The following is a 26,436-nucleotide window of genomic DNA, read 5'->3' as shown; positions in this document are numbered from 1 at the left end:
TTGAGGGGAGGGGCTTTAAGGAAGAATGATGCTCAAAATCGAAAACCTCCACGCCGAGATCGACGGCAAGGAAATCCTCAAGGGCCTGACGCTCGAGGTCAATGCCGGCGAGATCCATGCGATCATGGGCCCCAACGGCGCGGGCAAGTCGACGCTCGGCTATGTGCTCGGCGGGCGGCCCGGCTATGAGGTGACGGCGGGGGCGATCACCTTTGACGGGCAGGACCTGCTCGCGCTCGAACCGCACGAGCGTGCCGCTGCCGGCGTGTTCCTCGGCTTCCAATATCCGGTCGAGATCCCCGGCGTCAGCAACGTCCAGTTCCTGCGCGAGGCGCTCAACGCGCAGCGCGGCGTGCGCGGCGAGGCGCCCTTGTCGGGCGGCGAGTTCCTCAAGCTCGCGCGCAGCGAGGCGGCCAAGCTCGACATGGATGCCGAGATGCTCAAGCGGCCGGTCAACGTCGGCTTCTCGGGTGGTGAGAAGAAGCGCAACGAGATGGTGCAGATGGGTGTCGTCGACCCCAAGTTCGCGATCCTCGACGAGACCGACAGCGGGCTCGACATCGACGCGCTGCGCATCGTCGGCGACGGCATCAACCGGATCATGCGCGCGCCCGACAAGGCGGTGCTGCTCATCACCCATTACCAGCGGCTGCTCGACTATGTGCGGCCGGACGTCGTGCACGTCCTCGCCGACGGGCGGATCGTCCGCTCGGGCGGCGCGGAGCTGGCGCATGAGCTGGAGCGCGAGGGTTACGCGGGGGTGGCGGCGTGATGAATCACGCGGTGGTGCGGCGGTGCGAAGAGGGTAGGGCACCTGACCTGTCCTCTGGTGCCTTCGAGACGGTTTGTGCTCGCGCGGAGGCGCGGAGGCGCGGCGATGGCGTCGGCGGAGCAATGCTCCCATCGATCATCGCCAGCGATCTGGATAAGGCGCTGCCGAGTACGAAAACGGTCAGCGCCGCAGGCAACGATACCTTGTCTTCCTCTCTGCTCCGCGCCTCCGCGCCTCCGCGCGGACACAAACCTTCATGTCTTCGCGTCTTCGCGCCGTCGCGTGAACCCCATCAGCGAGCCGCCGCATGACCACCGTTCTCGATCTCCCCACCAGCCGCGACGAGGCGTTCCGCTGGGCCGACATGGCCGGCCTGCAAGCCGCGCGCGACCTGCCGGTCGCCGCGCCCCGACTGCCTGAGCCTATTCTGACCGACGCCGCGCGGCTGGTGTTCGTCGATGGCCAGCTCGACCGGCAGGCGAGCACGCCCGGCGATCTCGCGATCACCCCTGCGTCGATCAGCAGCGATCATCGACTCGCCCGCCATGCCGCGGGCGAGGGCCATGCGATCACGCTCGCGCCGCGTTCGGTGACGCGGCTGGAGATCGCGCGCGTCAACGCCGGCGGGGACGGGCAGACGCCGCTCGTCATCACGCTCGGCGAGGATGCCGTGCTGACGCTGGTCGAGAGTTTCACCGGGGCCGGGTGGAGCAACACGCTGACCCGCTTCGATCTCGGCGAGGGCGCGCGGGTGATGCGCGCGGTGCGGATCGTCCAGGACGCCGGCTTCGTCTCGACCCGCGACGAGGTGATGATTGCGCAGGCGGCGAGCTTCGTCTCGGTCGCGCTCGGCGCCACCGCGGCGGGGACGCGGCTCGACGCGGCGCTGACGCTCAACGGCGACGGCGCCTATGCCGAGCTGGGTGGCGCGCTGCTCACCCGCGACGAGCAGCGGCAGGAATGTGCGGTGCGCGTCCGCCATGCCCATCCCAACGGCCAGTCGCACCAATTGTGGCGCGCGGTCGCGGCAGAACGGTCGACGGTCAGCCTCGCCGCCGCGGTGGAAGTGGCGCGCGACGCGCAGAAGACCGATGGCGAGCAGTCGCTGCGCGGCCTGCTGCTGCACCGCACCGCGACGGTCAACCTCAAGCCCGAGCTGGAGATCTTCGCCGACGACGTCAAATGCGCGCATGGCGCCACGGTCGGCGAGCTCGACGCCCGCGCGCTCTTCTACATGCAGAGCCGCGGCATTTCGGCCGGGCGCGCCAAGGCGCTGCTGACCCGTGCCTTCGTCGCCGATGCGATTGACCGGATCGGCGACGAGGGCGTGCGCGCGGTGTTCGCGGCGGATGCCGATACGTGGCTGGAGCGGACGTTATGAGCGACGAGACCCGCGAGGCGCCGCTCGATCGCGTCGCCGACTTCCCCGCCATCCCCGACGGCTGGGCCTATCTCGACACCGCCGCGACCGCGCAGAAGCCGCAGGTCGTGATCGATGCGATCGCGCGCGCCTATAGCGAGACCTATGCCACCGTCCACCGCGGCGTCTATCAGCGCTCGGCCGATATGACGCGCGCCTATGAGGCGGCGCGGAACAGCGTCGCGCGCTTCATCGGTGCGGGCACACCCGACGAGATCGTGTTCGTGCGCGGCGCGACCGAGGCGATCAACCTCGTCGCGCACAGCTGGGCGGCGACGCAGCTCAAGCCGGGCGATCGCATCCTGCTGTCGATGCTCGAACATCACAGCAATATCGTGCCGTGGCAGATGGCGGCGGAGCGCGTCGGCGCGGCGATCGACGTCGTGCCGCTGACCGCGGATCATCGCATCGATCTCGACGCGATGGCGCGGATGCTCACCCCGCAGCACAAGATGGTGGCGCTCGCCCACGTCTCGAACGTGCTCGGCTCGGTGCTCGACGCGCGCCGCGCGACCGAGCTGGCGCATGATGTCGGTGCCAAGATTCTGCTCGACGGCTGTCAGGCGGTGCCGCGGATCGCGGTCGACGTCGCGGCGATCGGTTGCGACTTCTACGTCTTCTCGGGGCACAAACTCTACGGTCCGACCGGGATCGGCGTGCTGTGGGGGCGGGCCGAGTTGCTCGCACAGATGCCGCCCTATCAGGGTGGCGGGTCGATGATCGACCGGGTGAGCTTCGCCAAGACCACCTATGCGCCGCCGCCGGGGCGGTTCGAGGCGGGGACGCCGCATATCGTCGGTGCGCTCGGCCTCGCCGCGGCGATCGACTATGTCGAGGGCATCGGCCTCGCCGCGATCCACGCGCATGAGACCGCGCTGGTCCGCGACGCCCGCGCGGCGCTCGGCGCGATCAACTCGGTGCGATTGTTCGGGCCGGAGGACAGCGCCGGCATCGTCAGTTTCGCGATTGAGGGGGTGCATCCGCATGACGTCGGCACCATCTTGGACGAGGAGCGGGTAGCGATCCGCGCCGGCCATCATTGCGCGCAGCCGCTGATGGAGGTGCTGGGTGTCGATGCGACCGCCCGCGCCAGCTTCGCGGTCTATAACGGGCCGCGCGATATCGAGGCGCTGGTACGCGGCGTCGAACGGGTAACGAGGATATTCGGATGAGCGATACAATCCGTATCGAGGAAGTGGACGCGGTGGCGCCGGCGCCGCGCGCACGGGTCGACGAGGCGGTCGAGGCGGTCGAGCCCGCGCCGCGGACGCGCGACTATCTCAGCGGCTTCCTGCAGCAGCAACCGCAGACCGATGCGCCGGGCGAGCCCGGCGGCGCGCTCTACGAGGCGGTGATCGACGCGCTCAAGGAAATCTACGACCCCGAGATTCCGGTCAACATCTACGATCTCGGGCTGATCTACGGGGTCGAGGTCGCCGACGGCGGTCAGGCGGTGGTGACGATGACGCTGACCACGCCGCATTGCCCGGTCGCCGAATCGATGCCCGCCGAGGTCGAGATGCGCGTCGCCGCGGTGCCGGGGATCGCCTTCGCCGACGTCAATCTGGTCTGGGACCCGCCCTGGGACCCGCAGAAGATGTCGGACGAGGCCAAGCTCGAACTGGGGATGCTGTGATGGCGACGACGCTGCGCCAGCGGCCCGCGCCGCTCATCCTCACCGCCACCGCCGACGCCCGCATCGCCGATCTGATGGCGCGCGCGCCCGACGGCGCGATCGGCGTCAAGCTGTCGACGCCGCGGCGCGGCTGTTCGGGCCTCGCTTATTCGGTCGACTATGTCACCGAGGCCAAGCCGTTCGACGAGCGGATCGAGACGCCGGGCGGCGTGCTCTACGTCGACGGCGGGTCGATCCTCTATCTGGTCGGATCGACGATGGACTGGGTCGAGGACGATTTCACCGCCGGCTTCGTGTTCAACAATCCCAATGCCAAGGGCGCCTGCGGGTGCGGGGAGAGTTTCACGGTCTGAGGGGGGTAGGATCAGGCTTGGATCGCCGGCGTGTCGTCTCGTCGGGTTATGCGATCTGAGCTTTGCCAAAACTTTGTGGAAGCACAGCCTGACCTCTCTACGCCCCACCCCGGCGGAGGCCGGGGTCCAGCTGGGCGGAGCTTCGGGAAAACTCGCCACGATCTTCCAACTGGACCCGGGCCTCCGCCGGGGTGGTGCCCGTATCCAAGAGGCCTTGCAGCGTAACTGAGACTACCGCGACGCCCTCAGCCCGGACATCGCGACGATCCGCGGACGGACCGCCGGCCCGCCCCAACCGCCGCCGCCCTACAGCGTCCGCTCGTAGACGTTGTACACCTTGTTGACCTTGCTATCGATCGTCTCGGCGATCGAGCGCATCCCCTGGTTGTCGTCGAGGATCCAGCCGATCTCGCCGCGGCTCGCGCCATAATGTTCGACCGAGGCGCGGCGGATATATTCGATCATCATGAAGGCGAGCTGGCTCGCCATGCGCGATGCCTGCAATTCCTTGACCACGCCCATCAGCGGCACGCGCATCGTCCGCACCTTGGGCTTGCGCAGCCAGAGCAACAGCTTGGCCCAGCCGAACGGCAGCAGCGAGCCGTTCAGCGGCTTGATCGGCTCGTTGAGGTCGGGAAGGGTGATCATGAACGCGACCGGCTTGCCGTCGAGCTCGGCGATGCGGATCAGGTCGTTGAACACGATCGGCTTGAGCTTGACGCCGACGTCCTTGATCTCGGGCGGGGTGAGCGGCACGAATCCCCAATTGTCACTCCACGCGTCGTTGAGGATCGACAGGATGATCGCCGCCTCCTGCTCGAACTTGCGCTTGTCGACCTCGCGCACGACGATGCGCGGATTGTTCTCGCCCGAGCGGATGATCCGCTTGACGATCGGCGGGAATTCCTGGGTGATGTCGAGTTCGTAGGTGAACAGCTGCTTGATCTGGCGATAGCCGACGCGTTCGATCCAGCCCTGATATTCGGGCTTGGCATGGCCCATCATCACCGTCGGCGAATGGTCAAACCCCTGGACGAGCAGGCCGGGCTCTTCCCAGATCGACTGCGAGATCGGGCCGAGCGCGCGCGTCATCCCCTGGTCGCGCAGCCAGCCCTCCGCCTTGGCGAGCAAAGCGGTGAAGATGTCCTCACGCTCGGCCTCCATCAGCCCCCATTGGCCGACGCCGGGACCGAAGCCCTGATCGGCGGGCATGGTCAGCGCCAGCGTGTCGATATGCGCGGAGATCCGGCCGACGATGCGGCCGCCCTCCCGCGCGAGGAACAGTTGCGCCTTGGCATGGCTGTACCAGCCGTTCTTCTCCGGCGTGATCAGGCCGAGCGCCTCGCCCTTGAGCGGCGGTACCCAGGCGGGATCATCCTTGTACAGACGGAACGGCAGGTCGACGAACGCCTTGCGCTCGCTCTTGGTCGTGACGGGCGTGATCGTCAGGTCGCTCAATTGGGCCTCCCATTTTGGCATGCGATCTAGCACGCCAACACCGGTTGGCGAGTGACCTTTCCGTCATCAGTGATCGAGAGGTTCCACCGTTGCGGAGCAGCCGGCGTCTGGGAATGCCACGCTGTCGCCACTATCTTGGGGCAATGGACCACGCCATGGAATCCTCGCTGACCCTCTCCCGCGCCCCCGTCGCCGAGGCGACGGACCGTATGCCGCGGCTGCGCATCGCCGACGACAGGGCGATGCTGCGCGCCGCCGCCGAGGCGACGCGCGACCTGATCGCACCGCGCCCGGCGATCTACTGGGCCGATCTGATCGCCTCGGTCGTCGTCGGTTACGGCGCGTTGGCCGCGGCGGTGACGCTGCGGCAGACCGGCTGGGTGGTGTTCGCCGCGGTGGTGGCGGCGCTTGCCCTGTATCGCGCGCTGAGCTTCATCCACGAAGTCAGCCATATGAAGCACAGCACCGTGCCCTATTTCCGTGGCGCCTGGAATGTGTTGGTCGGCGTGCCGATGCTCACGCCGAGCTTCATGTACGAAGGCGTGCACAACCTGCATCACGCCAAGACGCGCTACGGCACATCGGAGGATCCCGAATATCTGCCGCTCGCGCTGATGAAGCCGTGGACGCTGCCGGCGTTCGTGTTGATCTCGGCGCTGGCGCCGCTCGGTCTTTTGATCCGCTTCGCCATCCTGTCGCCGGTCTCCTTGCTGTCGCCGAAGCTGCGCACGATCGTCCGCGAGCGCTATTCGGCGCTCGCGATCAACCCGCAGTTCCGCCGCCGCGCGCCGGAAGGCGACGCTCTGACCCTGTGGAATCGCACCGAAGCGGCGGCGAGCTCTTGGGCGATCGCGGTGGTCGTGCTGACCGCGACCGGCGTCTTCCCACTACGCAGCGTCGCGATCGCGCTGGCGATCGGTGCGGGCGTCGCGGTGGTCAATCAGGTGCGGACGCTGGTCGCGCATCTGTGGGAGAATGACGGCGAGCCGATGTCGGTGACCGCGCAATATCTCGACTCGGTCAACGTGCCGCCGCCCGCGCTGCTGCCGGCTCTGTGGGCACCGGTCGGGCTGCGCTATCATGCGCTGCACCATCTGCTGCCGAGCCTGCCCTATCATGCGCTCGGCGAGGCGCATCGCCGGATCGGTGCGGCGGTCGAACAGGGTTCGCCTTATCACAAGGCGAGCTATGCCGGGCTGCCGGGGCTGGTGAACAAGATCGTGCGGAGTACGTTCCAGTCTCGCTAGACTAGATCAGGCGCCCGTTCCGGCGGGATCATGGGGGGCGTGTGATGGGGATTGCGGCCAGTCTGATGATGATCGCGGCGGCGAACGGTGCACCGGCCGCGGTGGCGCCGGGCACGGTGACGGTCATCGTCGTTCCCGACGGCGACGAACATGCCGCCGACGCGCCTGCTTATGCCGAAGCGGTCGACGCCGTCTTCAACGCCGCCAATTATCTCGTCCTGCCGGCGACCGGGCCGAGCCGATACCGCGCCCATGTCGCAGTCGATCGGGAGGCGCGCGGTCTGGTCGGCGCACCCGCGACGACGAAGAAGGCGGATGCGGCGATGGCCAATTGGGGCGGCGGCATCTCGATCGCGCTGCCGACCGCGAAACAGGATCTGCGCGCGCTGATCGTGACGCGGATGACGATCACCCTGTCCGACTGGCGCAGCGGCAAGACGCTGTGGACGGGAAGTGCCGTCACCGCGCAGGTGGGTGGCACCGCCGCCAATGCCCCGGCGACCGTCGGCGGCAAGCTCGCCACCGCGCTGGTCGCCCGGATGCCGGCGGCCCTGCCCGAGCCGCTCTCGGTCCCCTGAGCTATTCCTCGGTGCGGATCAGCACCGCTTCACCGATCAGCAGGAAGAGCAGGAACGGCGCCCAGGCGGCGAGGAACGGCGGATAGGCGCCGAGATTGCCCATCGCGATCGCGAAATTGTCGGCGACGAAATAGGCGAAGCCCAAGGCGACGCCGATCACCGCGCGCAGGAAGAGCTGTCCCGAACGCGCGATGCCGAAGGCGGCGACCGCGCCGAGCAGCGGCATCAGCACCGCCGACAGCGGGCTGGAGAATTTGTGCCACCACGTCCCTTCGAGCGACTTGGTCGGCCGGCCGGCATCGCGCAGGTCGCCGATCGCCGCGCGCAACGCGACGACGTCGAGCCCATCGGGGTTGACGGCGCCGAGCGTGAACTGATCCGGCCGGACCCCCGGCGCGACCTTGACCGTGCCGAGGGTGGTGAGCTTGCCGGTGGCGACGTCGAACCGCGTCGTCGGCGCGATCGCCCAGCCGTCGCCGGCATGACGCCCCCGCGGCGCGCGGAAGATCGCGACCAGCTCGCCGCCGGTCCGGTCGTAGACGGTGATGTTGCCGAGCTGCGTCGTCTCGCCACGGCCGCGCACCTGCTGCACGGCGATCAGATCGTCGCCGTCGCGCACCCAGACGTTGCTGCGGTCGCCGCGATCGATCGGCAAGGCGCCGTAATTGGCGTCCTTCCACTGGTCGAGCGTCGCGGTGGCGCGGGTGACGATGCGTTCGTTGAACGTGAAGCTGATCGCCGCCACGCCGAGGCTGGCGACGAGCAGCGGCGCGATGATCTGATGCGCCGACAGGCCGCCCGCCTTGAGCGCGATCACCTCGCTGTTCTGGTTCATCGTGAAGAAGGTGGCGATCGTGCCGAGCAGCACCGAGAAGGGCAGCAGGAAGCTGATGATCTGCGGCGCGCGTAGCCCGACATATTGCCAGACCTGATCCTGCGTATTGCCCGGATGCGCGAGGATCGCGCCGGATTCGCCGAGCAGATCGAGCGTCTGCAGGATCAGCCACAAAGCGGCGAGCAGGCCAAAGGTCCGCACCAGGAACAATCGCGCCATGTAGAGCGAGATGGTGCGCGAGGGGAAGAAGCCGCTCATGCCGCCCGCTCCGCCTTGCGGCGACGCCCGGGCAGATAGCGCGTCACCAGCTTGAACGTCTTGGAGAAGGCGCGTTCGAGCGCGCCGATCGGCTGGCCGCCGGGGACATAGGCGATCTGATAGTACATCCAGATGATGATCGCCGCGAAGATACAGAAGGGCACCCAGAGCGCGATCAGCGGATCGATGCGGCCAAGCTCGCCGATCGACGCGGCATATTCGTTCACCTTGTGATAGGCGACGATCATCACGATCGCGAGGAACGCGCCGAACCCCGAGGTCGAGCGCTTCGCCGGCACGCCGAGCGCCACCGCCAGCAGCGGGAGCAGGAACATCGTCGCCACCTCGACGAGGCGGAAGTGATATTCCGAGCGGCTGCTGTCGCGCTGCTCGGCGCTCTGCGCGCCATGGCCGAGCTTGGCGAGCTCGGGCAGCGTGAATTCGAGGTTGCGACCGCCGCGCTGGCGGAAATTCTCGTAGCGCGGTAGCGGGATCGGCAGATCGTGCGAGGTGAAGGTGAGGACGCGCGGCACGGTGAAATTGGGTGCCTTGTGGACGAGCGTGCCGTTGGTCAGGCGGAAGATGATCGTATTGGGATCGTCGGTGGCGAGGAACTGGCCGCTGCGCGCGGTGACCGAATAGCTCGTGCCCTTGTCGTTGTAATAGACGAAGATGCCGTCGAGCTTGCGGCCCTTGTCATGGCTCTGCTCGATGCGCAGCGTCATGCGGTCGCCGAAATGGGTGAACTCGCCGACCTTGATCGAGGCGCCGAGCGCACCGGTGCGCAGCTCGAAGCGCAGCTGTTCGTAATAATAGCGCGCCTTGGGCTGGACGAAGCCGACGATGGCGATGTTGAGCGCCGCCAGCACGATCGCATACATGAACGGCACGCGCAGCATCCGCGTATAGCTCACGCCCACCGCGCGCAGCACGTCGAGTTCCGAATTGCTCGCCAGCCGGCGGAAGGCGAGCAGGATGCCAAGCAGCAGGCCGATCGGGATGCCGAGCCCGAGATATTCGGGCAGCAGATTGGCGAGCATCCGCCAGACGACGCTGACCGGCCCGCCTTCGGTGGCCACGAAGACGAACAGGCGCTGGATACGGTCGAGCACCAGCAGCATGGCGGCGATGGTCAGCGTCGAGAACAACGGCAACGCGATCAGCCGGGCCATGTAGCGGTCGAGAGAGGTCATGCGGTGGAGGGCTCGCGCCGGGGCAGGGAAGCGCCGGTATAGGGGCGAGGGCGGGGCGCGTCAGCTAAAATTCCGGTGCGTCACTCGGCGGCTAGCGCCTGCGGGGGGGGCAGGGCGATCGGCGGCGAGGGCGGTGGCGATCGCGCGTTCGAGGCCGCTCAGCGTGAAGGGTTTGCGCAGCACCGGATGACGGCCGAATTCGGCGGCATTGGCCTCGCCCGCGAAGCCCGTGACGAACAGCACCGCGACGTGCGGATAGCGCGGACCGAGCGCGGCGATCATCTCCGGTCCGGTCTGTCCTGGCATCAGCACGTCGGAGATGATGAGATCGACGTCCGCCTCCGCGGCGAGCATCGCCGCCGCCTTGGCGGGCGCGTCGCAGGGGATCGGCGCATGGCCGAGTTCCTCCAGCGCCGCCATGGTCGCGGCGAGCACGCGCGGATCGTCCTCGACGACGAGGACGCGGCGCGCGCTGGTCGCCGCCACCGCCGCGGGCGCCGCATCGGGCTGCACCATCGCCGTGGCGGTGCCGGCGTCGCGCGGCAGGTAGAGGGTGACGGTGGTGCCGCGGCCGATCGCGGTATCGATGACGATGCCGCCGTGCAGCTGGCGGACGAGGCCGAAGATCTGGCTGAGGCCGAGGCCGGTGCCCTTGCCCGGTGCCTTGGTGGTGAAGAAGGGTTCGTAGACGTGTTCGAGCACCTCGGGCGTCATGCCGACGCCGGTGTCGGTCACCGCGATCGTCACATAGTCGCCCGCGCAGCAATCATCGACATGATCGTCGGCCAGTGTCGCCGCGCCGGTGGTGATGACCATCTCGCCGCGGCCGTTCATCGCATCGCGCGCATTGACCGCGAGGTTGAGCACCGCATTTTCCAACTGGACGCGATCGGCGAGGATGCGCCAGCCCTGCGCCTCGTCGCGCACCACCACGGTAATCGCGTCGCCGAGCGTCCGGTCGATCAGGTCCGACATGCCCGAGACCAGCGCCGCGGCGGCGATCGGTTCGGGCTTGAGCGATTCCTCACGACTGAAGGCGAGCAACCGCCGGGTCAGCGCCGCGGCGCGATTGGCGCCGTCGGTCGCATTGTCGAGGTGCCGCATCACCGCGCCGGCATCCTGCCCGGCGGCGGCACGGCGGGCGAGTTCCAGCCCGCCGAGAACGACCGCGAGCATATTGTTGAAATCATGCGCGATGCCGCCGGTCAGTTGGCCGACCGCATCCATCTTCTGGATCTGGCGGACCTTGGCCTCCTGGACGCGCAGGTCATCGGTCGCCTGCTGCACCGCCACCGCGAGCGTTTCGGCGCGCAGCCGCTCGGCATCGGCCTCGGCGCGGGCGAGCGCGCGCTCACCGACCGCGTGGAGCGTGAACCAGCCGAGCACCAGCGCCCCGACGACGATCAGCACGCCGAAGATCGCCAGCACCCCGGCGATGCGGCTCGACCGGTCGACGGTGCGCATCGCATCGGCGGTGCGCTGGTCGAGCAAGGCGCGTTCGCGGGCGATGATCTGGTCGAGCGTCGCATCGATCGCGGCGAGCGTCGGCGACTGGCGCGCCTTGTAATAACGGGCGAGTGCCTGGCTGTTCTGGCCGTAGGTGGTGCTGAGCGCGGTCAGCGACAGTTCCTCGCCGCGCTGCTGGAAGGCGGTGCGCAGTTGCTGGACGCGCGCGCTCTGTTCGGGCGTGTCGCTGGTCAGCCGTTCGAGCCGGCCGAGCTGCGACCCGGCCAGCCGCCATTGGTCGAAATAGAGCTGGCCCAGCTCCTTTTCCGCCTTGCCGCTGATGACATAGCGGCCGAGCGACGCCTCCGACCGGGCGATCGTCCCCGACACGGTGCGGGCGAGGATCATCACGTCATAGCTGTGCGCCTGCGCCTGCAACGCATGGTCGCGCTGGCGATTGGCGAGGCCGAGCGTGACGATCAACGCGACGAGCACCGCCGCGCCGAGCAGACCCATCACGACGAGCGTGATCGTCCGCCACGTCGCGTCGCCCTCCAGAGTCCCGATCGGGACCGTTTCGGCATCGTCACGAGTCACGCGGGCCACGCTAGTCGCTTTCGCCGCGGCGGAAAAGCCGCCGGGCGGACCTAAGCATGCGTTTGGGGATGCGCCCGTGGCGCATCGGCCGGCACCGGCCCGCTTCCCCACCCGGCCTCCCATCAAGGATACATTGTGGGAGGCCGGGTGGGAGAGCGGGCCGGCACCGCCTGAAATTGGCTCTTCCGCCAATTTCCAATGGACGTCCTAAGCGATCGGATCAGCCGATCGCGCCGACCGCCTGTCCCGCCGCGCGGAAGGCGGCGAGCACGCGGTCGAGCTGCGCGGGCTGATGCTCGGCACAGAGCGAACAGCGCAGCAGGAAGGTGCCGGCAGGCGTCGCGGGCGGGCGCGCCATGTTGACGTAGACGCCGCCGTGGAGCAGCGCCTGCCACATCGTCACCGCCTGTTCCTGGTCGTCGAGGATCACCGCGACGATCGCGCTGTCGGGTGCCTCGGTACCGAGCCGGAACCCCATCGCCTTGAGCCCGCCGTGCAGCTGACGCGCATTCGCCCAGAGCTGGGCGCGCTTGTCGTGCGCGGTCATCAGCTTGCGGATCGACGCCGCGGCGGTGGCGACGACCGACGGCGGCAGCGAGGCGGTGAAGATATAGGGGCGGCAGGCGAGGCGGATCGCCTCGAACTTGGGGTGGTTCGAAACGCAGAAGCCGCCGACGGTGCCGACCGACTTGGAGAAGGTGCCGACGACGAAATCGACGTCGCCCTCCAGCCCCTGCGCTTCGTAGACGCCGCGGCCGTTGGGGCCGTAGAAGCCCATCGAATGCGCCTCGTCGCTCAGCACCATCGCGCCGTGCTTCTTGGCGACCGCGACCATCTCCTTGAGCGGCGCGACGTCGCCGAGCATCGAATAGACGCCCTCGAGCACGACGAGCTTGCCCGCCTCCCTGGGCAGGCGGCCGAGCCGTTTGTCGAGGTCCTCGACGCTATTGTGGCGGAAGCGGACGATCTCGGCATTGCCCTGCTTGCAGCCATCGTAGATCGAGGCGTGGCTGTCGGCATCGAGGATGACATATTCGCCCTTGCCGACCAGCGTCGATATCATGCCGAGATTGGCCATATAGCCGGTCGAGAAGACGATCGCGCCCGACACGCCGTAGAAGTCGCGCAGCGCCTGTTCGGCATCCATATGGTCGCGGAAGGTGCCGTTGAGCATGCGGCTGCCGTTGGTGCCCGAGCCGAAGCGGCGCAGCGCGTCCTCCCCCGCGGCGAGCACGTCGGGGTCGAAGGTCATGCCCATGTAATTGTAGGTGCCGAGCAGGATCGTGTCGCGCCCGGCGATCACCGCCTCGGTCGGGCTCTTCACCTGCTCCATGACGATCGCGAACGGATCGGTGACGCCGGTGTCGATCAGCGCCTGCCGCTCGGCGATCAGCGCGTCGAACTTGCTCATCAGGTCGCGCTCGGGCGCGACCGGGGCGGGATCGAGGTCGAGCGATTCGGGCTGCAATCCAGTCTCGGTCATCGTCAGCCCCGCAGCTTGGCGACGGCGTCGGCGAGCTGGCCGACATTCTCGATCTCGGCCTGCATGTTCATCGTGATGATGATGTCGAACTCGTCCTCGATCGCCGCGACGAAGTCCATCACGGTGAGGCTGTCCCATTCGAGATCGCCCTGGAAGGTGGTCGCCTCGGTCAGCGCGACCTGCTTCTTGTTGAACGGTTCGATCTGAGCCTTGATCGTGTCGAGGATCTGGGTGCGGTCGGTCATCATGCTATCCTGGATGCCGCGCAAATGCGGCAGGGTTGCGGCGCTATAGCAATCCGTTGGCGCGATACCATCGTGCCGTTGCAGCGAGTCCGTCGTCGGTGGCGGTGGCCGGCGTCCACAGGTCGGCGGGCGGGCGCAGCGGCGCGCGCGCGGTCCAGTCGTCGTGGACGAGATAGCCGACGCGATCGGCGGTGAGCTTGGCGCCGTCGCCCCGCAGCGCCCGGTCGAGCCGCGCGCCGAGGCGCAGCACGGCAGCGGGCAGGTGCAGCGCGCGCACGCGGCGGCGGCCGACCGCGTGGCCGATCGCCTGCGCCAGCGCGTCGTGGGTCAGCGGCCGCCCGTCATCGACTTCGTAGATCGCCGGCGACACGTCGCGCGTCGCCAGCGTCAGCAGCAGTTGCGCGAGGTCGGCGACCGCGACCAGCGCCACCTTGCCGGGCGGCGGCAGCAGCGCGATGCCGAGCCGCGCGGCGCGGAACAGGTCGCGCATCTCCATGTCGCCGGGTCCGTAGACGCCGCTCGGCCGGACGATGCTCCAGGCGAGCGGGCTGGCGGTGACGAGCGCCTCCGCCTCCGCCTTCGACCAGCCGTAGAGCGACAGGGCCGGCTCGCGGGCCGATAGCGACGAGACGTGGACGAAGCGACGGATGCCCGCCCGCCCGGTCGCGGCGAGCATCGCACGGGTGCCGTCGATATTGCCCGCGACGAAGCCGGCGCGGGTCGGCGCGCTTACCACCCCGGCGACATGGACGACCGCCCCGGCGCCGTCGACCAGCGCGGCGAGGCTGTCGGGCCGGTCGAGCGCGCCTTCGATCCAGGTGACGCCGTCGCGGTCGGGCTGCGGCCGCCGGGTGAGCGCGCGCACCTGATGACCGGCGGCGATGGCCTGATCGAGCAGCGCCCGGCCGACGAAGCCGGTCGCGCCGGTAACGGCGAGCGTGGTCATCGCGTCGACACCGGCGGGTTTCCGCCTGGTGCGATGTGGGGAAAGATCAGAGTTGCGCGCGTGCCCTCGGGGCTCCGGCGCTGGCGGGAGGTTGGGGTTTGCCGGTACGGCGTGGGGTGTTTCGGTTGGATCTGAGCGGTTCGTTCGCGCGCAACCTTGGCAGCGTTTGCAGCCTTTGACTTCCACCCACCACCCCGGCGCAGGCCGGGGTCCAGTCGGGTGAAGTGCCGCAAGACGTTCGGGCGATCTCCCACATGGACCAGGGCCTGCGCCGTGGTGGTGCAGGGAGGTTGAATGAGAAGTCGCTCGCGGCGGACCACCGTCCCGGCCCGAGCATCACGGTCGCGGCTATGCCCGCGCATCACCGCAGCGTGAATCGACCAAACGGCGATCCCCATCACAGCAGCGCCAGATGGTTGCGATGCACCAGCGCCGCGCGCGGGGCATAGCCGAGCAGCGCCGCCTGCTCGTCGGAGCGGGTGCCGAGCAGGCGCAGCGCCTCGTCGGCGGCATATTCGGACAGGCCGCGCGCGATCGTGCCGTCGGGTCCCTCGATCGTCACCAGGTCGCCACGCGCGAACTTGCCCTCGATCCGCGTCGCCCCTGCGGCGAGCAGGCTGCCCCCCGCGGCCAATGCCCGCGCCGCGCCGGCATCGACATGGATGCAGCCGCGCGAGGTCAGCCCGCCGGCGAGCCACGCCTTGCGCGCCGGTGCAATGCGGTCGGCGACGAACAGCGTATGCCGCGCCGCATCGCCGAGCGGATGATCGCGCCGCCCGCTGGCGATGGCGAGATGCGCGCCGGCGCCGGTGGCGATCCGCGCCGCGGCGATCTTCGACACCATGCCGCCCGATCCCATGCCGGACGCCGAGCCGCGATCGGCCATGCCGGCGACCGCATCGATCTGCTCGACGCGCGCGATATGCCGCGCCTCGGGATGGGTGTGGGGATTGGCGTCGTACAGCCCGTCGACGTCGGAGAGCAGCACCACGCCCTGCGCACCCGCCGCCTGCGCGATCCGCGCCGCGAGCCGGTCGTTGTCGCCGAAGCGGATCTCTTCGGTGGCGACGCTGTCATTCTCGTTGACCACCGGGATCACGCCGAGCCCGAGCAGGCGGCCGAGCGTCGCCGCGGCGTTGAGATAGCGGCGGCGGTCCTCGAGATCGTCGAGCGTCACCAGCATCTGCGCGGCGGTGAGGCCATGACCGGCGAGCAGCTCGGCCCAGGTCTGGCTCAGCGCGATCTGCCCGGTCGCCGCCGCCGCCTGCGCATCCTCCAGGCTGGCGCGTCCGCCCCTGGCGAGTCCCAGCCGCCGCGCACCGAGCGCGATCGCGCCCGACGAGACGATCACCAGCTGCTGCCCCGCCGCCGCCCGCGCGGCGAGATCGGCGACCAGCGTCGCCAGCCAGTCGCGCCGCACCGCGCCGTCGGGGGCGACGAGCAACGCCGATCCGACCTTGACGATCAGGCGCGGGCAGGTGGCGGGAGGAAAGAGGTCCATCGCGGGCGTCTAGCCGGGCAGGGTCACACCGGCGACCAGCTGATCTCGTCCTCGCCCTCGTCCTGATCGGATACGGCCTCGGCGCTGGGGCCGATCACCTCGAGCAGGCGGTCGAGCACCCAGTCGACGCCCGTCCCCGCCGCGCCCGACAGCGGAATGACGTCGGCACCGCTCTCCTCGGCGAGTTCGGCGGACAAGGCTGCGATCAGCTCGTCGTCGAGCATGTCGATCTTGTTGAGCGCGACGATATGCGGTTTGTCGACCAGCCCGCCGCCATAGGCCTCGAGCTCCTCGCGGACGATACGGTAGCTGTCGGCGACATCGGCATCATTGGCGTCGACCAGATGCAGCAGCACGCGGCAGCGTTCGATATGGCCGAGGAAGCGGTCGCCGATGCCGGCGCCGTCCGCCGCGCCCTCGATCAGGCCGGGGATGTCGGCGATGACGAACTCGCGGCCGTGATGGCGCACGACGCCGAGCTGCGGGCGGGTGGTGGTGAAGGCATATTCGCCGACCTTCGCCTGCGCATTGGTCACCGCATTGATGAAGGTCGACTTGCCGGCATTGGGCAGGCCGACCAGCCCGGCGTCGGCGAGCAGCTTGAGCCGCAGCCACACCCACGCTTCCTCGCTCGGCCAGCCGGTGCCGTGCTGGCGCGGCGCGCGATTGGTCGACGTCTTGTAGCTGGCATTGCCGCGACCGCCGTCGCCGCCGCGCAGGAACACCTCGCGCTGGCCGACGCGAGTGAAGTCGAGCAGCACCTCGTCCTTGTCTTCCGACAGGACCTGCGTGCCGACCGGCACCTTGATGACGAGATCGTCGCCGCCGCCGCCGGTGCGGTTGCTGCCCGATCCGCCGCTGCCGCGCGGTGCCCGGAAATGCTGCGTGTAGCGGAAGTCGATCAGCGTATTGAGGCCGGCCACCGCCTCGAAGATGATGTCGCCGCCCTTGCCGCCGTTGCCGCCGTCAGGACCGCCATATTCGATGAACTTTTCGCGCCGGAAGCTGACCGCACCGGGGCCGCCCGAGCCGGAGCGGACGAAGATCTTGGCCTGATCGAGAAAATGCATGACGCCTCTTTAGCGTCCCCGGCGCAGACGGCCAGCCCCGCGACCCGCGAGACGATGGAGATCAGTGGCATCGCGCCGCGCCGGGGAGTAGATTGGACGGGTGACGATGCCGACCGAGTCCCTGTCCGATACGATTTCCGACCGGCTCGGCTGGCAGCGTGTGTTCAGCGTCGTCGATGTCGCCGAGCATGAGCGCCACGCGTGCTGGTGCGATACCGCCGGCATCGCGTCCCGCTTCGAGACGATACCGGAAGAGCCGTTCGCGGCGACGCTGGCGCGGCTCGATCTCGGCACGATCGGGATCAGCCAGGCGCGCTTCACCGCGCAGACCTGGACGCGATCCGGTCAGGGCATCGCCCGCGACGATTGCGACGACCTGGTCGTCAACGTCCGCCACCGCGGCGGCGCGGTCGGCGATATGGCGGGACGCAATGTCGTCGCACCGGCGGGATCGGTGGTGATGGTCGATCTCGCGCAGACGCAGCGGCATCGTTCGGACGCATCGGACACGAGCGGCTTCGTCCTGCCGCGCGCGGTCGCCGAGCAATTGCTGCCGACCAGCGTCAGGCGGCTGCACGGCCATGTCGTCGCGCCCGACCATGCCGCGCTGCTCGTCTCGCACCTCGCCGCGTTGCGCCAGAGCGCGCACCACCTGCCGGCGAGCAGCGGCCCGGCGCTGGCGCAGACGGTGCTCGACCTGTTCGCGATCGGCGTCGCCGCCAGCCTCGGCAGCGTGACGAGCGACGCGGCGCGGCGCGACCGTGGGCTGCGCGTCGCCCTGTGCGATGCGATCGACCGGCATCTCGGATCGCCATCGCTCAACACCGCGCGGCTGAGCCGGATGCTCGGCGTGTCGCGCTCGACACTCTACCGGCTGTTGCAGGACGAAGGCGGCGTGCAGGCCTATATCCGCAACCGGCGGCTGGCGCGCGTCGCCGCGCAATTGCGCATCGAGGCAGAGCGGGCGACGATCGCGACGCTCGCCGAACGCTGGGGCTTTTGCGATGCCGCCTATCTCGGCCGGGCGTTCCGCGAGGTCTATGGCATGACTCCCGGCGACTATCGCGCGCTGCACGGCGGCTGACCGGCGGTGATCGCCGGCCGGCCGCGACCCCCATCGCGTGCCGGCCGGCGATCCCGCACGGGCGGAACCTGGAGTTTCCGTCCGCCGGTACATCCTCCCCGTGGCGATCCGCTCCGCGGCGGTCGCCTTCTCCGACCGGAATCGCGCCGCGGGGAAGGGGCCTCCGACCGGCTCCGTCCCGCACCGCGACCGGTCCGAGTCGTTGCTCCTACCCCGCGCCGGCGCGCGACAGCAGGGGGCGGAGCATTGCCACCGTGCCAGCGACCATTGCGCCCGTCTCAGTCGGGTGTCGCCTGCGCGAGCAGGCTGGCGGCGCAGGCGCGCGCGGTGTCGCGCGGCAGGCCGAGCGCGCGCGCCATCGCCGCGCCGAGCAGGGCGTCGCCGAGCGCGAGCAGCACCAGTTGCAGCGTCTCGGCACCGATCGGCCGCCCGGCGGGCTCGACCCCCGCGGCGAGATCGTCGACCAGATCGTGGACCGCGGCGAGGATCGGATCGAGCGCGTCGCGATTGCCCGACAGGATCATCCAGCTCGCCAGCGCCCCCGCGCCGCCGCCGTCGAAGGCGTCGAACACCAGATCGACCAGTCGGCGCGGATCGGGCGGCGTGCTGCTGTCCCGCAGCACCGCGTCGCGGATCGTCGCGGTGATGTCGGTCGTCATCCGGCCGATCAGGGCAAGCTGCAATCCCTCCGCCGAGCCGAAATGGTGGAGCAGATTGGCATGGGTGCGACCGATCCGCGCCGCCACCGCCTTCAGCGTCACCGCCGGCGGCCCCGATTCGATCAGCAGCGCCTGCGCCGCGGCGAGCGCGGCATCGCGGCTGGCGGCGGGGGACAGGCGGCGGGGGGTTGCGCTGGGCAAGACGGGCACCTACTAACATTCGTGTAAATAACGGGCGTCTGCCCGGTTTTGGAGGTTTGCATGGCAAAAGCAACCACGCCGGACGATCTGGTCATCACCCCGCGCGACCGCCGCTTCGGCCGCGGCACGCGGATGGCGCGCTGGTGGCTCAACGGCGATCCGATCGCCACCGCCTTCTACAATGCGCTGTCGGTGACCTTCCCCAAGGGCGAGGGCTATTTCGTCGACAGCGTGCGCCGCTTCCGCGACGGCACGCCGCCCAAGCTGACCGCCGAGATCAACGCCTTCATCAAGCAGGAGGTGCTGCACACGCGCGAGCATGTCGCCTTCAACCGCCATGTCACCGATCAGGGCTATGACGTCCGGCCGCTCGACCGCGACGTCGACGCCGCGCTGGCGCTGACCAGGGACCGGCCGGCGATCGCCAGCCTCGCCGCGACCACCGCGCTCGAACATTTCACCGCGATGCTCGCGCACGAACTGATCGCCGATCCGCGCCATCTCGCCGGCGGCGAGGCGCAGGCCAAGGCGCTGTGGCTGTGGCACGCCGCCGAGGAGATCGAGCATAAGGGCGTCGCCTACGACACCTGGCTGCACGCGACGCGCGACTGGCCGCGCTTCCGGCGCTGGCGGGTCAAGGCGCTGGTGATGCTCGTCACCACCTGGCGGTTTGTCACCGGGCGGACGCGCGGGATGCTCGAATTGCTGCGTCAGGACGGATTGCACGGCCCGCGCGTCTGGGCGCGGCTCGCCTGGTATGCGTTCGGCAATCCCGGCATGGCGCGCAAGGTGGCGGGTGTCTGGGCCGCCTATTTCCTCCCCGGCTTCCACCCGTGGCGGCATGACGATCGCGCGCTGATCGGGCTGGCGGAGAGCGATTACGAGGCGGCGGTGATGCCGCGCCCGGCGTAGCGGGTTCCGCTGTCGGGCAAGTCGCCGCTAGAACGAGGGGCATGACCCGTTACGCCAAACGCTATTGGATCCTCGCCGCCGCGCTCGCCGCGCTTGCCGGCTATGTCGATGCGATCGGGCTGCTCAAAATGGGTGGCCTGTTCGTCTCGTTCATGAGCGGCAATTCGACGCGCTTCGCGGTCGGACTCGCGGTGGATCATGCCGCGGCGGCGACCGCGGCGCCGCTGATCGCGGCCTTCGTCGGCGGCGTGATGGTGGGGACGATCCTGACCCGGATCGCCGGCGACCGCCGCAAGCCCGCCGCGCTGATCGGCGTGACGCTGCTGCTCGCCGCGGCGGCGGCGAGCGAGGGCCGGGCGTCGACCGCGCTCACCACCGCGCTGCTCGCCGCGGCGATGGGAATGGCCAATACGGCGTTTCAGCACGACGGCGAGGTGAGCATCGGCGTCACCTATATGACCGGCACGCTCGTCAAGTTCGGCCAGCGGCTCGCGGCGGCGCTGATCGGCGGCCCGCGCTGGGCGTGGCTGCCCTATCTGGTGCTGTGGAGCGGACTGGTCGGTGGGGCCTGGCTCGGCGCCACCGTCTATCCCGATTACGGGCGCGGCGCGATCGAGGCGGCGGCGGCCGTCGCGGCGCTGCTGGCCGGCTATGCCGCCTGGCTCGGCCCCGCCGGCCGTGATGCGGCGCGGCGGGGGCGGGGCTAGGCGGCGATCGGCATCGGCTCGCATCGCCCGCTGAGGTCGAGCTCATGCCCGACCGTCGCCGCAGGCTGGCTGCGCGCGGGCGATTCGCGCGGCGTCGTGCGGCCGGTCGGGCAGAAGCCGAGCTTGCGCAGCACCGCGCCCGACGCCGGATTGTCGGCGAAATGCCAGGCGGCGAGTCGCTCGATCGGCAGCGCATGCCGCGCCATTGCGACCACCGCGCGTCCCGCCTCGGTCGCATAGCCGCGCCCCCAGGCGGACGGCGTCAGCCAATAGCCGAGGTTGGGCGTGCCCTCCTGCTCCGATATGCCGATCCCGCCGATCAGCGCGGGCGCGCCGCCGCCGTCATGCGCGACGATGACGAAGCGCGGTTCGTCATGCGGCCGCGGCGCGGCGCAGAACGCCTGCGCGTCGGCGAGCGTATAGGGGCTGGGGACGCGCAGCAGCATGCGCAGCACCGCATCATGGCCGATCGCCTGCGCCAGCGCGCCGGCATCCTCGGGCCAGGGTGGCCGCAGCGTCAGTCTCTTCGTCCGGGCGAACATTCTCGCTCTCTCCTTGGCCGCGCCCGTGCCACGCATCTGTGACGCGGCAGGGACAAAAGGTTGGGGGAGCAAGAAAAAAGGGAGCCGGATGACCCGTCTCCCTTGATTGGTGGGCACTGGCTGGCAGTGCGACCGGGTCACCCTGGTGGGTAACCCGGCTGGTTACCCGATGTTATTCGGCGGCTTCCGCCATAATCTGCACCGAGCAGAATTTACGGCCGAGCTTGCCCTCGTGGAACGCCACGCGGCCGTCGACGAGCGCAAACAGGGTGTGATCCTTGCCGATGCCGACATTGGCGCCCGGATAGAATTTGGTGCCGCGCTGACGCACGAGGATGTTGCCGGCGATCGCTTCCTGACCACCGAACTTCTTCACGCCGAGACGACGACCGGCCGAATCGCGACCGTTGCGCGACGAACCGCCTGCTTTCTTATGTGCCATGCTGCTCTACTCCTGTGCGCGCTGGGCTCAGCCGACCGAAACGATCTTGAGGATCGTGTGGTTCTGGCGATGGCCGTTCTTGCGGCGATAATTGTGACGGCGGCGCTTCTTGAAGACGATGACCTTCTCGCCCTTCGCCTGCGCGACGATCTCGGCGGCGACGGTGAGGCCCTCGACGCTCTTCAGCTCCGAGCCTTCGCCCGCGAGCAGGACGTCACCCAGCGTGATCGATGCACCGGCCTCGCCGTCCAGCTTCTCGACGACGATCTTGTCTCCGGCGGCGACGCGATACTGCTTGCCGCCCGTGCGCACGACTGCGAACATGGCTTTAGTCACTTCCCAAAAAACATATGCCCGCGCGGGAAGGCCCGGCGGGATGAGCGGTGGCAGCTAAGGAAAAGGCGCGCCGCTGTCAACCACCCGCCGCCCGATTCTGCTGGCGGGCCGGCGCCTAGTGGCGATGTTCGCGGCGCAGAGCGTAGCGGCCGTCGGCATAACCGGTGAACAGCCCGCTGATCGCCGGGTGATCGATCGGCTCGTCACTGTCGTCGGCGACCAGATTCTGCTGGCTGACGTAGGCGATGTAGCTCGATTCCATATTCTCGGCGAGCAGATGGTAGAAGGGCTGGTCCTTGGTCGGCCGGGCGCTTTCGGGAATCGCCTCATACCATTCGTCGGTGTTCGAGAAGACCGGATCGACATCGAAGATCACGCCGCGGAAGTCGAACAGGCGATGCCGCACGACGTCGCCGATCGAGAAGCGCGCATGCGCCACCGCCGGCGCCTCGATCTCGGCGGCGGCAGCGGTACCAATGGGATCGTGACGAGGCATAGCCGTAATCTAGGGCGGTTTCTGCGCTGCACAAGCGGAAGGGTGTTGCCACCGCAAAACGAACCCGTTAGAGGCGCGCCCTCGACCGACCGATCGCGGGCCGCAGGGCCTTGCCGAAACGTCTTCTGCGGAGAGGTGGCAGAGTGGTCGATTGTACCGCACTCGAAATGCGGCGTGCCTTTACGGGCACCGAGGGTTCGAATCCCTCCCTCTCCGCCACTTCCACCGCCAGAATTATGCTGTCATCGCAGGTGCTCGCTGGGTGGCTCCGTCAAGCCAAGTGCACAGGCAGGTAATCGAACGCGGGTCCAGCTGGCATATGTTCCGCCCGCGCAAGCCCGCCAGTCCGTCCCGCTACTGCAACGCGTCTGCTGAGGTGATCCGCTCGGTGGTGCTGATGTACGTACGCTTCCCGTTGTCGCTATGGACCGTCAAGGAGCTGCTGTCCGGGCGGGGGATCGACATCTGAAACGAGAGGGTGGGCCTTTGCTGGAAGAGATTCGGCCCACTCTTTGCCGACGATATCCGCCATCAGCGGGTAAGCCTGATGCGTGGCTTTCGCCATCGGCGGCGGCATCGGGACGAGATGTAGGTGAAGCTGAATGGCGAAAAGCTCCACCTGTGGCGGGCGTTCGGTCAGGAAGGCGAGGTGCTGGAAAGCTACGTCACCAAGGCCCGTGACGAGGCGGCAGCGCTGACTTTCCTGGGGAAGGCACTGAAGGCCAGATGAGATCCCCGACGACGCGGTTCGGCGCGAATGCGAGGCCGCCCCTGCGCGGTCTTGACGATCCCGACTACAAGCCGCTGATCGAGGGCATGATGAAGCGATTTCCAGAGGACACAGGGCGGGTCACCCATGCCCGGGACGTCGCGGCTGCCGTGTTCGAGGCCGCGACCAACCCGGCCGCACCGCTCAAGATACCTGGCGGTGCAGATGCGATCGCCTGTATGGCGGACGCGGCCTGACGCGCGGAACCCGGCGGCCGGCGGGTAGCCACCTGCCGCTCGCCGGGACGCCGCCCGAAGATCAGGCGGACGCGAGCCGCACGGCCGTCTCGCGATAGGCGTGCAGGGGCCGGCCGAGCAGGCTGGCCAAGCGCTCGCGCTCGCCGGCCGCGGGGATCATCCCGTCGCTGACGTAGCGCTCGGCCATCAGCCGCATCTCATAGGCCATCCAGCGCGGCATGACCGTCGCCATATTCTGTTCGAAGCCGCTGGGATCGTCGCCGCCATAGACGACGGGGCGGCCGAGGACGTCGGACCATATCGCTGCCACGTCGTCGCCGGTCAGCGTCTCGGGGCCGACCACGTTGATCCTCTCGATCGGCAGCTTGTCAGGTGCGCGGTCACGCCGGATCAGCTCGATCGCGGCGACCTCGGCGATGTCGCGCGCATCGACCATAGCCACGCCCTTGCCGCCGATCGGCATCGGATAGACGCCGTGCTGAAGGATCACGTCCTTCACCATCGCCTCATTGTCGATGAAATAGGTCGGACGCAGAATGGTGGCGCCGAAGTTCATCGCCTCGAGCATCCGCTCGGCTCCCGATTTGACCGCGAAATGGGGTACGTTGACGGCGCGGTCGGCGTCGAACACCGACAGATAGACGACGCGGTCGACTCCGGCCTCGCGCGCGATGTTGAGCGTGACGATCGCCTGGGTGAATTCGTCACCGGTCACCGCATTGAGCAGGAACAGCGTCCTGACGCCGACGAAGGCCGCGCGCAGGGAGTCGATATCGAGAAGATCGCCCTTGGCGATATCGACGCCGGTCGGAAACGCCGCCTTGGCAGGGTCGCGGGTGAGGACGCGGACAGAGGCGTTGCGAGCGACGAGCTGTTCGACGACGTGGCGGCCGACGCGTCCGGTGGCACCGATTACGAGGATGGTCATGAGGCTTCTCCTTGGGTCTTGCTGACCCGGGCAAGATGCGTGATCCATCGTACGGCAAATAGACGCGCAATCTGGACGCGCCGTCTCATGGGTGGAACGATATGGACCTGCTCGCGCTCGCCGATTTCACGCTCGTTGCCCGCCATGGTGGCTTCGGCAAAGCCGCGCGCGCCGCGCGCAGGCCCAAGGCGACGCTGTCGCGCCGCGTGGCGGAGCTGGAGGCCGCGCTCGACCTGCGTCTGTTCGAGCGCGGCCAGCGCGACCTCAAGCTGACCGAGGAGGGGCGGGCGTTGGCCGAAAGGGCAGGCGCTCTGCTCGCTGAGCTCGAGGAGACGACGATCGAGATCGCATCGGGCAGCGCAGCGGTCCGTGGGCGCCTCAGGATCAGCGCGCCCCTGCTCTTCTCCCAGACCGCGATGGGGCGGCTGGCGGCCGGATTCGCGCAGCGCCATCCCGATGTCCGACTGGAGGTCACGACCGACGACCGCGCGGTCGATATGGTCGAGGAGGGCTATGATCTGGTCATCCGGGTAAACCCGGCAGCGGACGATGCGCTGGTGGGCCGACCCTTCCTCCACGACCGGTTGGTCGTCGTTGCTGCACCTGACCTATTGCCGCGGGCAGGCGGCATCTTTCCTGCCGTCGTGCGCGACCGCGACGTCGAGAGGAGCTGGACGATCGACACCGCCGATGGACAACGCGCAATCGCGATCGATCCGGTGCTCCGAATGTCCTCGCTGGTCATGATCCGAGATGCGGCGCGTCTTGGTGCCGGCGTAGCGCGTTTGCCCCTGTCGCTGGTCAGCCGGGACATCGCAAGAGGGCGGCTGATGGCGTGGGGTGATGTCCCGACCTCACGCGTCGCGCTATGGGCGCTCTACCCCTCGCGACGCCTGCTGAACGCCAGGGTGTCGGCGTTCCTGGCGTTCCTGCGGCAATCCTTCCCGGACGGGACGGCCGAGGAACTCGCCGCCTATCTGGATGATCGCTGCTGACCCTCAGCGGCAATGCCGTGTGTGGGGCGATGCTGCCATCTTCGCGCAATCGCGCCGTCCGGCGGGTGGAGCATCACCGCGTCGCGTCGAGAATGACGGCGACGGTCTCCTCCGGCATGTCCCACATCGGAAAGTGGCCGCTGCCGTCAAACCAGTGGAGCTCGGCGCCGGGAAAGGCTGCCTGCGCGCGCGCAGCCTGTCTGGGGAGGCAGAGCCGGTCGTGCCTGCCCCACCCGATGACGACCCGGCCGGTGCCGGCAGCGGCGGGACCGGACTGCTCAGGTCCCGTGGCAAGGCTCCGCACCAGCGCGTCGAACGTCGGCGTTGTACTGAGACCTTCCAGCTCGGTCGCGACGGTCTCCCCGTCAAGCGCCCAAGGACGCGCGGAGAGCTGAGCGAGCAGCGCCGTGCGCGACGCTGCATTCCGGCTCAACGCCGGCAGGCCTGGCCGGATGGCCCGCAGCAAGCGACCGGAGGCGCCGATGGTGGTCCTGAAGAAGGTGCGCTCCCAGCCTCGCCAGAAGCCGCCCGGATCCAGCGCGACGACGTTGCCGACGAGTCCGCGCCGCGCGAGCTCCAGCACGATCCGCGCGCCCATCGAACTGCCGACGACATCGACGCCGGACAAGCCGGCCTCCGCGATGTAACGCTCCACGCTGCCGACCAGACCATCGAACGTCCCGCTGTCGGATTCGGCAAGGGTAGCCCCATGGCCGGGAAGGTCGACCGCGATGACCTTCCGCGAGGCGCTGAGTGGCGCCAAGACGGTGCTCCACGATCGCCAACTCCCGCCCAGGCCGTGGATCAGAAGCAGTGTGCGGCCAGTGCCGCGCTCGATCGTGTTCATGCCGTCTCCGCCTCGTCGTTGTGAGACGCTCAACGAGCCCGGTCGCTTCGTGGGCCCGGCCTTTCTCGGCTGACGGGCGCTGGAGATCGGCCGCAGGGCGCATGCCGGACGGCGGTGGGGCCGGGGACTTCTGCCTGTTCAGCAAAAGGGTCCTTGGACATGACCGAGCGACCGCTTGCGAGTAGCGCTACGCCTGCACGGAATGGCCGATTTCGGGGCCAAGCTGACGTCAAAACTGTCAGCCTGGTATCGGCACCCCCATTTTCGTTGACCTGCCGTACCG

At 68.8% G+C, this 26,436-nt stretch carries 30 protein-coding genes and 1 tRNA gene; 15 read left to right on the top strand and 16 right to left on the bottom strand.

The genetic code is table 11. The annotated features are described in order from the left end of the window. Positions 1 to 28 precede the first annotated feature (28 nt). The 5 genes from sufC (at position 29) to BW41_RS11600 (ending at position 4,181) form a co-directional block, all read left to right on the top strand. Positions 29 to 772 (top strand): Fe-S cluster assembly ATPase SufC, encoded by a 744-nt coding sequence (gene sufC, locus BW41_RS11620; RefSeq protein ID WP_037534768.1) that lies wholly within the window; start codon positions 29 to 31, stop codon positions 770 to 772. Between the two features lie 307 nt (positions 773 to 1,079). Beyond that, entirely contained in the window at positions 1,080 to 2,153 is a 1,074-nt protein-coding gene (locus BW41_RS11615; protein ID WP_037534578.1) for a SufD family Fe-S cluster assembly protein, read from the top strand. Then, positions 2,150 to 3,364: a cysteine desulfurase gene (locus tag BW41_RS11610; RefSeq protein ID WP_037534577.1), complete on the top strand. Its 1,215-nt coding sequence runs from the start codon at positions 2,150 to 2,152 to the stop codon at positions 3,362 to 3,364. The genes BW41_RS11615 and BW41_RS11610 overlap by 4 nt, the downstream gene beginning before the upstream one ends. Beyond that, a complete protein-coding gene (locus tag BW41_RS11605) occupies positions 3,361 to 3,828 on the top strand; it encodes an SUF system Fe-S cluster assembly protein (RefSeq protein WP_037534575.1) in 468 nt (155 codons plus the stop codon). Before BW41_RS11610 ends, BW41_RS11605 begins: the two co-directional genes overlap by 4 nt. Further along, a complete protein-coding gene (locus tag BW41_RS11600; RefSeq protein WP_037534573.1) occupies positions 3,828 to 4,181 on the top strand; it encodes a HesB/IscA family protein in 354 nt (117 codons plus the stop codon). Before BW41_RS11605 ends, BW41_RS11600 begins: the two co-directional genes overlap by 1 nt. A gap of 306 nt (positions 4,182 to 4,487) precedes the next feature. Here BW41_RS11600 and BW41_RS11595 read toward each other — a convergent pair whose 3' ends face one another. Further along, a complete protein-coding gene (locus BW41_RS11595; RefSeq protein ID WP_037534571.1) occupies positions 4,488 to 5,660 on the bottom strand; it encodes a hypothetical protein in 1,173 nt (390 codons plus the stop codon). A gap of 134 nt (positions 5,661 to 5,794) precedes the next feature. Here BW41_RS11595 and BW41_RS11590 point away from each other — a divergent pair, with 134 nt between their 5' ends. After that, positions 5,795 to 6,886, top strand: coding sequence for a fatty acid desaturase family protein (locus BW41_RS11590; RefSeq protein ID WP_037534569.1), 1,092 nt, complete (start codon positions 5,795 to 5,797; stop codon positions 6,884 to 6,886). Positions 6,887 to 6,930: 44 nt separating this feature from the next. Then, on the top strand, positions 6,931 to 7,464 hold the full coding sequence (locus BW41_RS11585; protein ID WP_037534568.1) for a hypothetical protein: 534 nt from the start codon (positions 6,931 to 6,933) through the stop codon (positions 7,462 to 7,464). A gap of 1 nt (position 7,465) precedes the next feature. Here BW41_RS11585 and lptG read toward each other — a convergent pair whose 3' ends face one another. The 8 genes from lptG to obgE all read right to left on the bottom strand — a co-directional run bounded on the left by lptG (position 7,466) and on the right by obgE (position 17,038). Next, positions 7,466 to 8,557 carry an LPS export ABC transporter permease LptG gene (lptG, locus tag BW41_RS11580; RefSeq protein ID WP_037534566.1) on the bottom strand — a complete coding sequence of 364 codons (1,092 nt, stop codon included), beginning with the start codon at positions 8,555 to 8,557 and terminating at the stop codon, positions 7,466 to 7,468. After that, positions 8,554 to 9,750, bottom strand: a complete 1,197-nt coding sequence (lptF, locus tag BW41_RS11575) for an LPS export ABC transporter permease LptF (protein WP_200870408.1) — start codon at positions 9,748 to 9,750, stop codon at positions 8,554 to 8,556. The genes lptG and lptF overlap by 4 nt, the downstream gene beginning before the upstream one ends. 60 nt (positions 9,751 to 9,810) lie before the next feature. Further along, the gene (locus BW41_RS11570; protein WP_051583453.1) at positions 9,811 to 11,793 is read right to left on the bottom strand and encodes an ATP-binding protein; all 1,983 of its coding nucleotides are present in this window, start codon (positions 11,791 to 11,793) and stop codon (positions 9,811 to 9,813) included. Positions 11,794 to 12,013: 220 nt separating this feature from the next. After that, positions 12,014 to 13,276 (bottom strand): serine palmitoyltransferase, encoded by a 1,263-nt coding sequence (gene spt, locus BW41_RS11565; RefSeq protein WP_037534562.1) that lies wholly within the window; start codon positions 13,274 to 13,276, stop codon positions 12,014 to 12,016. Between the two features lie 2 nt (positions 13,277 to 13,278). Beyond that, positions 13,279 to 13,521: an acyl carrier protein gene (locus tag BW41_RS11560; protein ID WP_037534764.1), complete on the bottom strand. Its 243-nt coding sequence runs from the start codon at positions 13,519 to 13,521 to the stop codon at positions 13,279 to 13,281. 43 nt (positions 13,522 to 13,564) lie between these two features. Beyond that, on the bottom strand, positions 13,565 to 14,467 hold the full coding sequence (locus BW41_RS11555) for an SDR family oxidoreductase (protein WP_037534560.1): 903 nt from the start codon (positions 14,465 to 14,467) through the stop codon (positions 13,565 to 13,567). A gap of 397 nt (positions 14,468 to 14,864) precedes the next feature. Then, the gene (gene proB, locus BW41_RS11550) at positions 14,865 to 15,968 is read right to left on the bottom strand and encodes a glutamate 5-kinase (protein ID WP_037534559.1); all 1,104 of its coding nucleotides are present in this window, start codon (positions 15,966 to 15,968) and stop codon (positions 14,865 to 14,867) included. Positions 15,969 to 15,991: 23 nt separating this feature from the next. Continuing rightward, a complete protein-coding gene (obgE, locus tag BW41_RS11545) occupies positions 15,992 to 17,038 on the bottom strand; it encodes a GTPase ObgE (RefSeq protein ID WP_037534557.1) in 1,047 nt (348 codons plus the stop codon). Between the two features lie 106 nt (positions 17,039 to 17,144). Here obgE and BW41_RS11540 point away from each other — a divergent pair, with 106 nt between their 5' ends. After that, positions 17,145 to 18,122, top strand: a complete 978-nt coding sequence (locus BW41_RS11540; RefSeq protein ID WP_081793055.1) for a helix-turn-helix domain-containing protein — start codon at positions 17,145 to 17,147, stop codon at positions 18,120 to 18,122. 278 nt (positions 18,123 to 18,400) lie between these two features. Here the strand turns inward: BW41_RS11540 and BW41_RS11535 are convergent, their stop codons facing one another. After that, positions 18,401 to 18,982 carry a TetR/AcrR family transcriptional regulator gene (locus BW41_RS11535; protein ID WP_037534555.1) on the bottom strand — a complete coding sequence of 194 codons (582 nt, stop codon included), beginning with the start codon at positions 18,980 to 18,982 and terminating at the stop codon, positions 18,401 to 18,403. Positions 18,983 to 19,042: 60 nt separating this feature from the next. Between BW41_RS11535 and BW41_RS11530 the strand changes: the two genes are divergently transcribed. Together BW41_RS11530 and BW41_RS11525 are read left to right on the top strand one after the other, a co-directional pair. Further along, a complete protein-coding gene (locus tag BW41_RS11530; RefSeq protein ID WP_037534554.1) occupies positions 19,043 to 19,894 on the top strand; it encodes a metal-dependent hydrolase in 852 nt (283 codons plus the stop codon). 41 nt (positions 19,895 to 19,935) lie between these two features. Beyond that, positions 19,936 to 20,601 carry a YoaK family protein gene (locus tag BW41_RS11525; protein ID WP_037534552.1) on the top strand — a complete coding sequence of 222 codons (666 nt, stop codon included), beginning with the start codon at positions 19,936 to 19,938 and terminating at the stop codon, positions 20,599 to 20,601. Here BW41_RS11525 and BW41_RS11520 read toward each other — a convergent pair. The 4 genes from BW41_RS11520 to hspQ all read right to left on the bottom strand — a co-directional run bounded on the left by BW41_RS11520 (position 20,598) and on the right by hspQ (position 22,417). Next, complete coding sequence (locus BW41_RS11520) at positions 20,598 to 21,143, bottom strand: GNAT family N-acetyltransferase (protein WP_037534550.1); 546 nt, start codon at positions 21,141 to 21,143, stop codon at positions 20,598 to 20,600. The two genes, BW41_RS11525 and BW41_RS11520, sit on opposite strands and share 4 nt — an antisense overlap. 172 nt (positions 21,144 to 21,315) lie before the next feature. Next, complete coding sequence (rpmA, locus tag BW41_RS11515) at positions 21,316 to 21,585, bottom strand: 50S ribosomal protein L27 (RefSeq protein ID WP_037534549.1); 270 nt, start codon at positions 21,583 to 21,585, stop codon at positions 21,316 to 21,318. 27 nt (positions 21,586 to 21,612) lie between these two features. After that, entirely contained in the window at positions 21,613 to 21,909 is a 297-nt protein-coding gene (gene rplU, locus BW41_RS11510) for a 50S ribosomal protein L21 (protein WP_017979337.1), read from the bottom strand. Positions 21,910 to 22,036: 127 nt separating this feature from the next. Further along, a complete protein-coding gene (hspQ, locus tag BW41_RS11505; protein ID WP_037534546.1) occupies positions 22,037 to 22,417 on the bottom strand; it encodes a heat shock protein HspQ in 381 nt (126 codons plus the stop codon). A 129-nt stretch (positions 22,418 to 22,546) separates the two neighbouring features. Between hspQ and BW41_RS11500 the strand changes: the two genes are divergently transcribed. From BW41_RS11500 to BW41_RS11490, 4 genes are all read left to right on the top strand, one after another. Continuing rightward, positions 22,547 to 22,636 (top strand) — tRNA-Ser (locus tag BW41_RS11500). A 100-nt stretch (positions 22,637 to 22,736) separates the two neighbouring features. Continuing rightward, positions 22,737 to 22,886 (top strand): hypothetical protein, encoded by a 150-nt coding sequence (locus BW41_RS20980; protein WP_161773130.1) that lies wholly within the window; start codon positions 22,737 to 22,739, stop codon positions 22,884 to 22,886. A 123-nt stretch (positions 22,887 to 23,009) separates the two neighbouring features. Then, complete coding sequence (locus BW41_RS20550) at positions 23,010 to 23,147, top strand: DDE-type integrase/transposase/recombinase (RefSeq protein ID WP_081793054.1); 138 nt, start codon at positions 23,010 to 23,012, stop codon at positions 23,145 to 23,147. Continuing rightward, entirely contained in the window at positions 23,144 to 23,383 is a 240-nt protein-coding gene (locus BW41_RS11490; RefSeq protein ID WP_037534544.1) for a hypothetical protein, read from the top strand. The genes BW41_RS20550 and BW41_RS11490 overlap by 4 nt, the downstream gene beginning before the upstream one ends. Before the next feature lie 61 nt (positions 23,384 to 23,444). Here the strand turns inward: BW41_RS11490 and BW41_RS11485 are convergent, their stop codons facing one another. Continuing rightward, positions 23,445 to 24,311, bottom strand: a complete 867-nt coding sequence (locus tag BW41_RS11485; RefSeq protein ID WP_037534542.1) for an SDR family oxidoreductase — start codon at positions 24,309 to 24,311, stop codon at positions 23,445 to 23,447. A 101-nt stretch (positions 24,312 to 24,412) separates the two neighbouring features. Between BW41_RS11485 and BW41_RS11480 the strand changes: the two genes are divergently transcribed. Continuing rightward, positions 24,413 to 25,306 (top strand): LysR family transcriptional regulator, encoded by an 894-nt coding sequence (locus tag BW41_RS11480; RefSeq protein ID WP_037534541.1) that lies wholly within the window; start codon positions 24,413 to 24,415, stop codon positions 25,304 to 25,306. A gap of 73 nt (positions 25,307 to 25,379) precedes the next feature. On the opposite strand, the gene BW41_RS11475 is transcribed toward BW41_RS11480, so the two are convergent. After that, on the bottom strand, positions 25,380 to 26,153 hold the full coding sequence (locus BW41_RS11475) for an alpha/beta fold hydrolase (protein ID WP_037534539.1): 774 nt from the start codon (positions 26,151 to 26,153) through the stop codon (positions 25,380 to 25,382). Positions 26,154 to 26,436: the final 283 nt, after the last annotated feature.

This window comes from Sphingomonas sp. RIT328 (assembly GCF_000632225.1).
Classification (GTDB): Bacteria; Pseudomonadota; Alphaproteobacteria; order Sphingomonadales; family Sphingomonadaceae; genus Sphingomonas; species Sphingomonas kyungheensis.
This window is presented reverse-complemented; position numbering and strand designations above follow the sequence as displayed.

Bases quoted from the DNA above. Each gene is read 5' to 3' on its own strand.
- sufC (WP_037534768.1), top strand. From the start codon at position 29: ATGCTCAAAATCGAAAACCTCCACGCCGAGATCGACGGCAAGGAAATC.
- BW41_RS11615 (WP_037534578.1), top strand. From the start codon at position 1,080: ATGACCACCGTTCTCGATCTCCCCACCAGCCGCGACGAGGCGTTCCGC.
- BW41_RS11610 (WP_037534577.1), top strand. From the start codon at position 2,150: ATGAGCGACGAGACCCGCGAGGCGCCGCTCGATCGCGTCGCCGACTTC.
- BW41_RS11605 (WP_037534575.1), top strand. From the start codon at position 3,361: ATGAGCGATACAATCCGTATCGAGGAAGTGGACGCGGTGGCGCCGGCG.
- BW41_RS11600 (WP_037534573.1), top strand. From the start codon at position 3,828: ATGGCGACGACGCTGCGCCAGCGGCCCGCGCCGCTCATCCTCACCGCC.
- BW41_RS11595 (WP_037534571.1), bottom strand. From the start codon at position 5,660: ATGCCAAAATGGGAGGCCCAATTGAGCGACCTGACGATCACGCCCGTC.
- BW41_RS11590 (WP_037534569.1), top strand. From the start codon at position 5,795: ATGGAATCCTCGCTGACCCTCTCCCGCGCCCCCGTCGCCGAGGCGACG.
- BW41_RS11585 (WP_037534568.1), top strand. From the start codon at position 6,931: ATGGGGATTGCGGCCAGTCTGATGATGATCGCGGCGGCGAACGGTGCA.
- lptG (WP_037534566.1), bottom strand. From the start codon at position 8,557: ATGAGCGGCTTCTTCCCCTCGCGCACCATCTCGCTCTACATGGCGCGA.
- lptF (WP_200870408.1), bottom strand. From the start codon at position 9,750: ATGACCTCTCTCGACCGCTACATGGCCCGGCTGATCGCGTTGCCGTTG.
- spt (WP_037534562.1), bottom strand. From the start codon at position 13,276: ATGACCGAGACTGGATTGCAGCCCGAATCGCTCGACCTCGATCCCGCC.
- BW41_RS11560 (WP_037534764.1), bottom strand. From the start codon at position 13,521: ATGACCGACCGCACCCAGATCCTCGACACGATCAAGGCTCAGATCGAA.
- BW41_RS11555 (WP_037534560.1), bottom strand. From the start codon at position 14,467: ATGACCACGCTCGCCGTTACCGGCGCGACCGGCTTCGTCGGCCGGGCG.
- proB (WP_037534559.1), bottom strand. From the start codon at position 15,968: ATGGACCTCTTTCCTCCCGCCACCTGCCCGCGCCTGATCGTCAAGGTC.
- obgE (WP_037534557.1), bottom strand. From the start codon at position 17,038: ATGCATTTTCTCGATCAGGCCAAGATCTTCGTCCGCTCCGGCTCGGGC.
- BW41_RS11540 (WP_081793055.1), top strand. From the start codon at position 17,145: ATGCCGACCGAGTCCCTGTCCGATACGATTTCCGACCGGCTCGGCTGG.
- BW41_RS11530 (WP_037534554.1), top strand. From the start codon at position 19,043: ATGGCAAAAGCAACCACGCCGGACGATCTGGTCATCACCCCGCGCGAC.
- BW41_RS11525 (WP_037534552.1), top strand. From the start codon at position 19,936: ATGACCCGTTACGCCAAACGCTATTGGATCCTCGCCGCCGCGCTCGCC.
- BW41_RS11520 (WP_037534550.1), bottom strand. From the start codon at position 21,143: ATGTTCGCCCGGACGAAGAGACTGACGCTGCGGCCACCCTGGCCCGAG.
- rpmA (WP_037534549.1), bottom strand. From the start codon at position 21,585: ATGGCACATAAGAAAGCAGGCGGTTCGTCGCGCAACGGTCGCGATTCG.
- rplU (WP_017979337.1), bottom strand. From the start codon at position 21,909: ATGTTCGCAGTCGTGCGCACGGGCGGCAAGCAGTATCGCGTCGCCGCC.
- hspQ (WP_037534546.1), bottom strand. From the start codon at position 22,417: ATGCCTCGTCACGATCCCATTGGTACCGCTGCCGCCGCCGAGATCGAG.
- BW41_RS20980 (WP_161773130.1), top strand. From the start codon at position 22,737: ATGTTCCGCCCGCGCAAGCCCGCCAGTCCGTCCCGCTACTGCAACGCG.
- BW41_RS11490 (WP_037534544.1), top strand. From the start codon at position 23,144: ATGAGATCCCCGACGACGCGGTTCGGCGCGAATGCGAGGCCGCCCCTG.
- BW41_RS11485 (WP_037534542.1), bottom strand. From the start codon at position 24,311: ATGACCATCCTCGTAATCGGTGCCACCGGACGCGTCGGCCGCCACGTC.
- BW41_RS11480 (WP_037534541.1), top strand. From the start codon at position 24,413: ATGGACCTGCTCGCGCTCGCCGATTTCACGCTCGTTGCCCGCCATGGT.
- BW41_RS11475 (WP_037534539.1), bottom strand. From the start codon at position 26,153: ATGAACACGATCGAGCGCGGCACTGGCCGCACACTGCTTCTGATCCAC.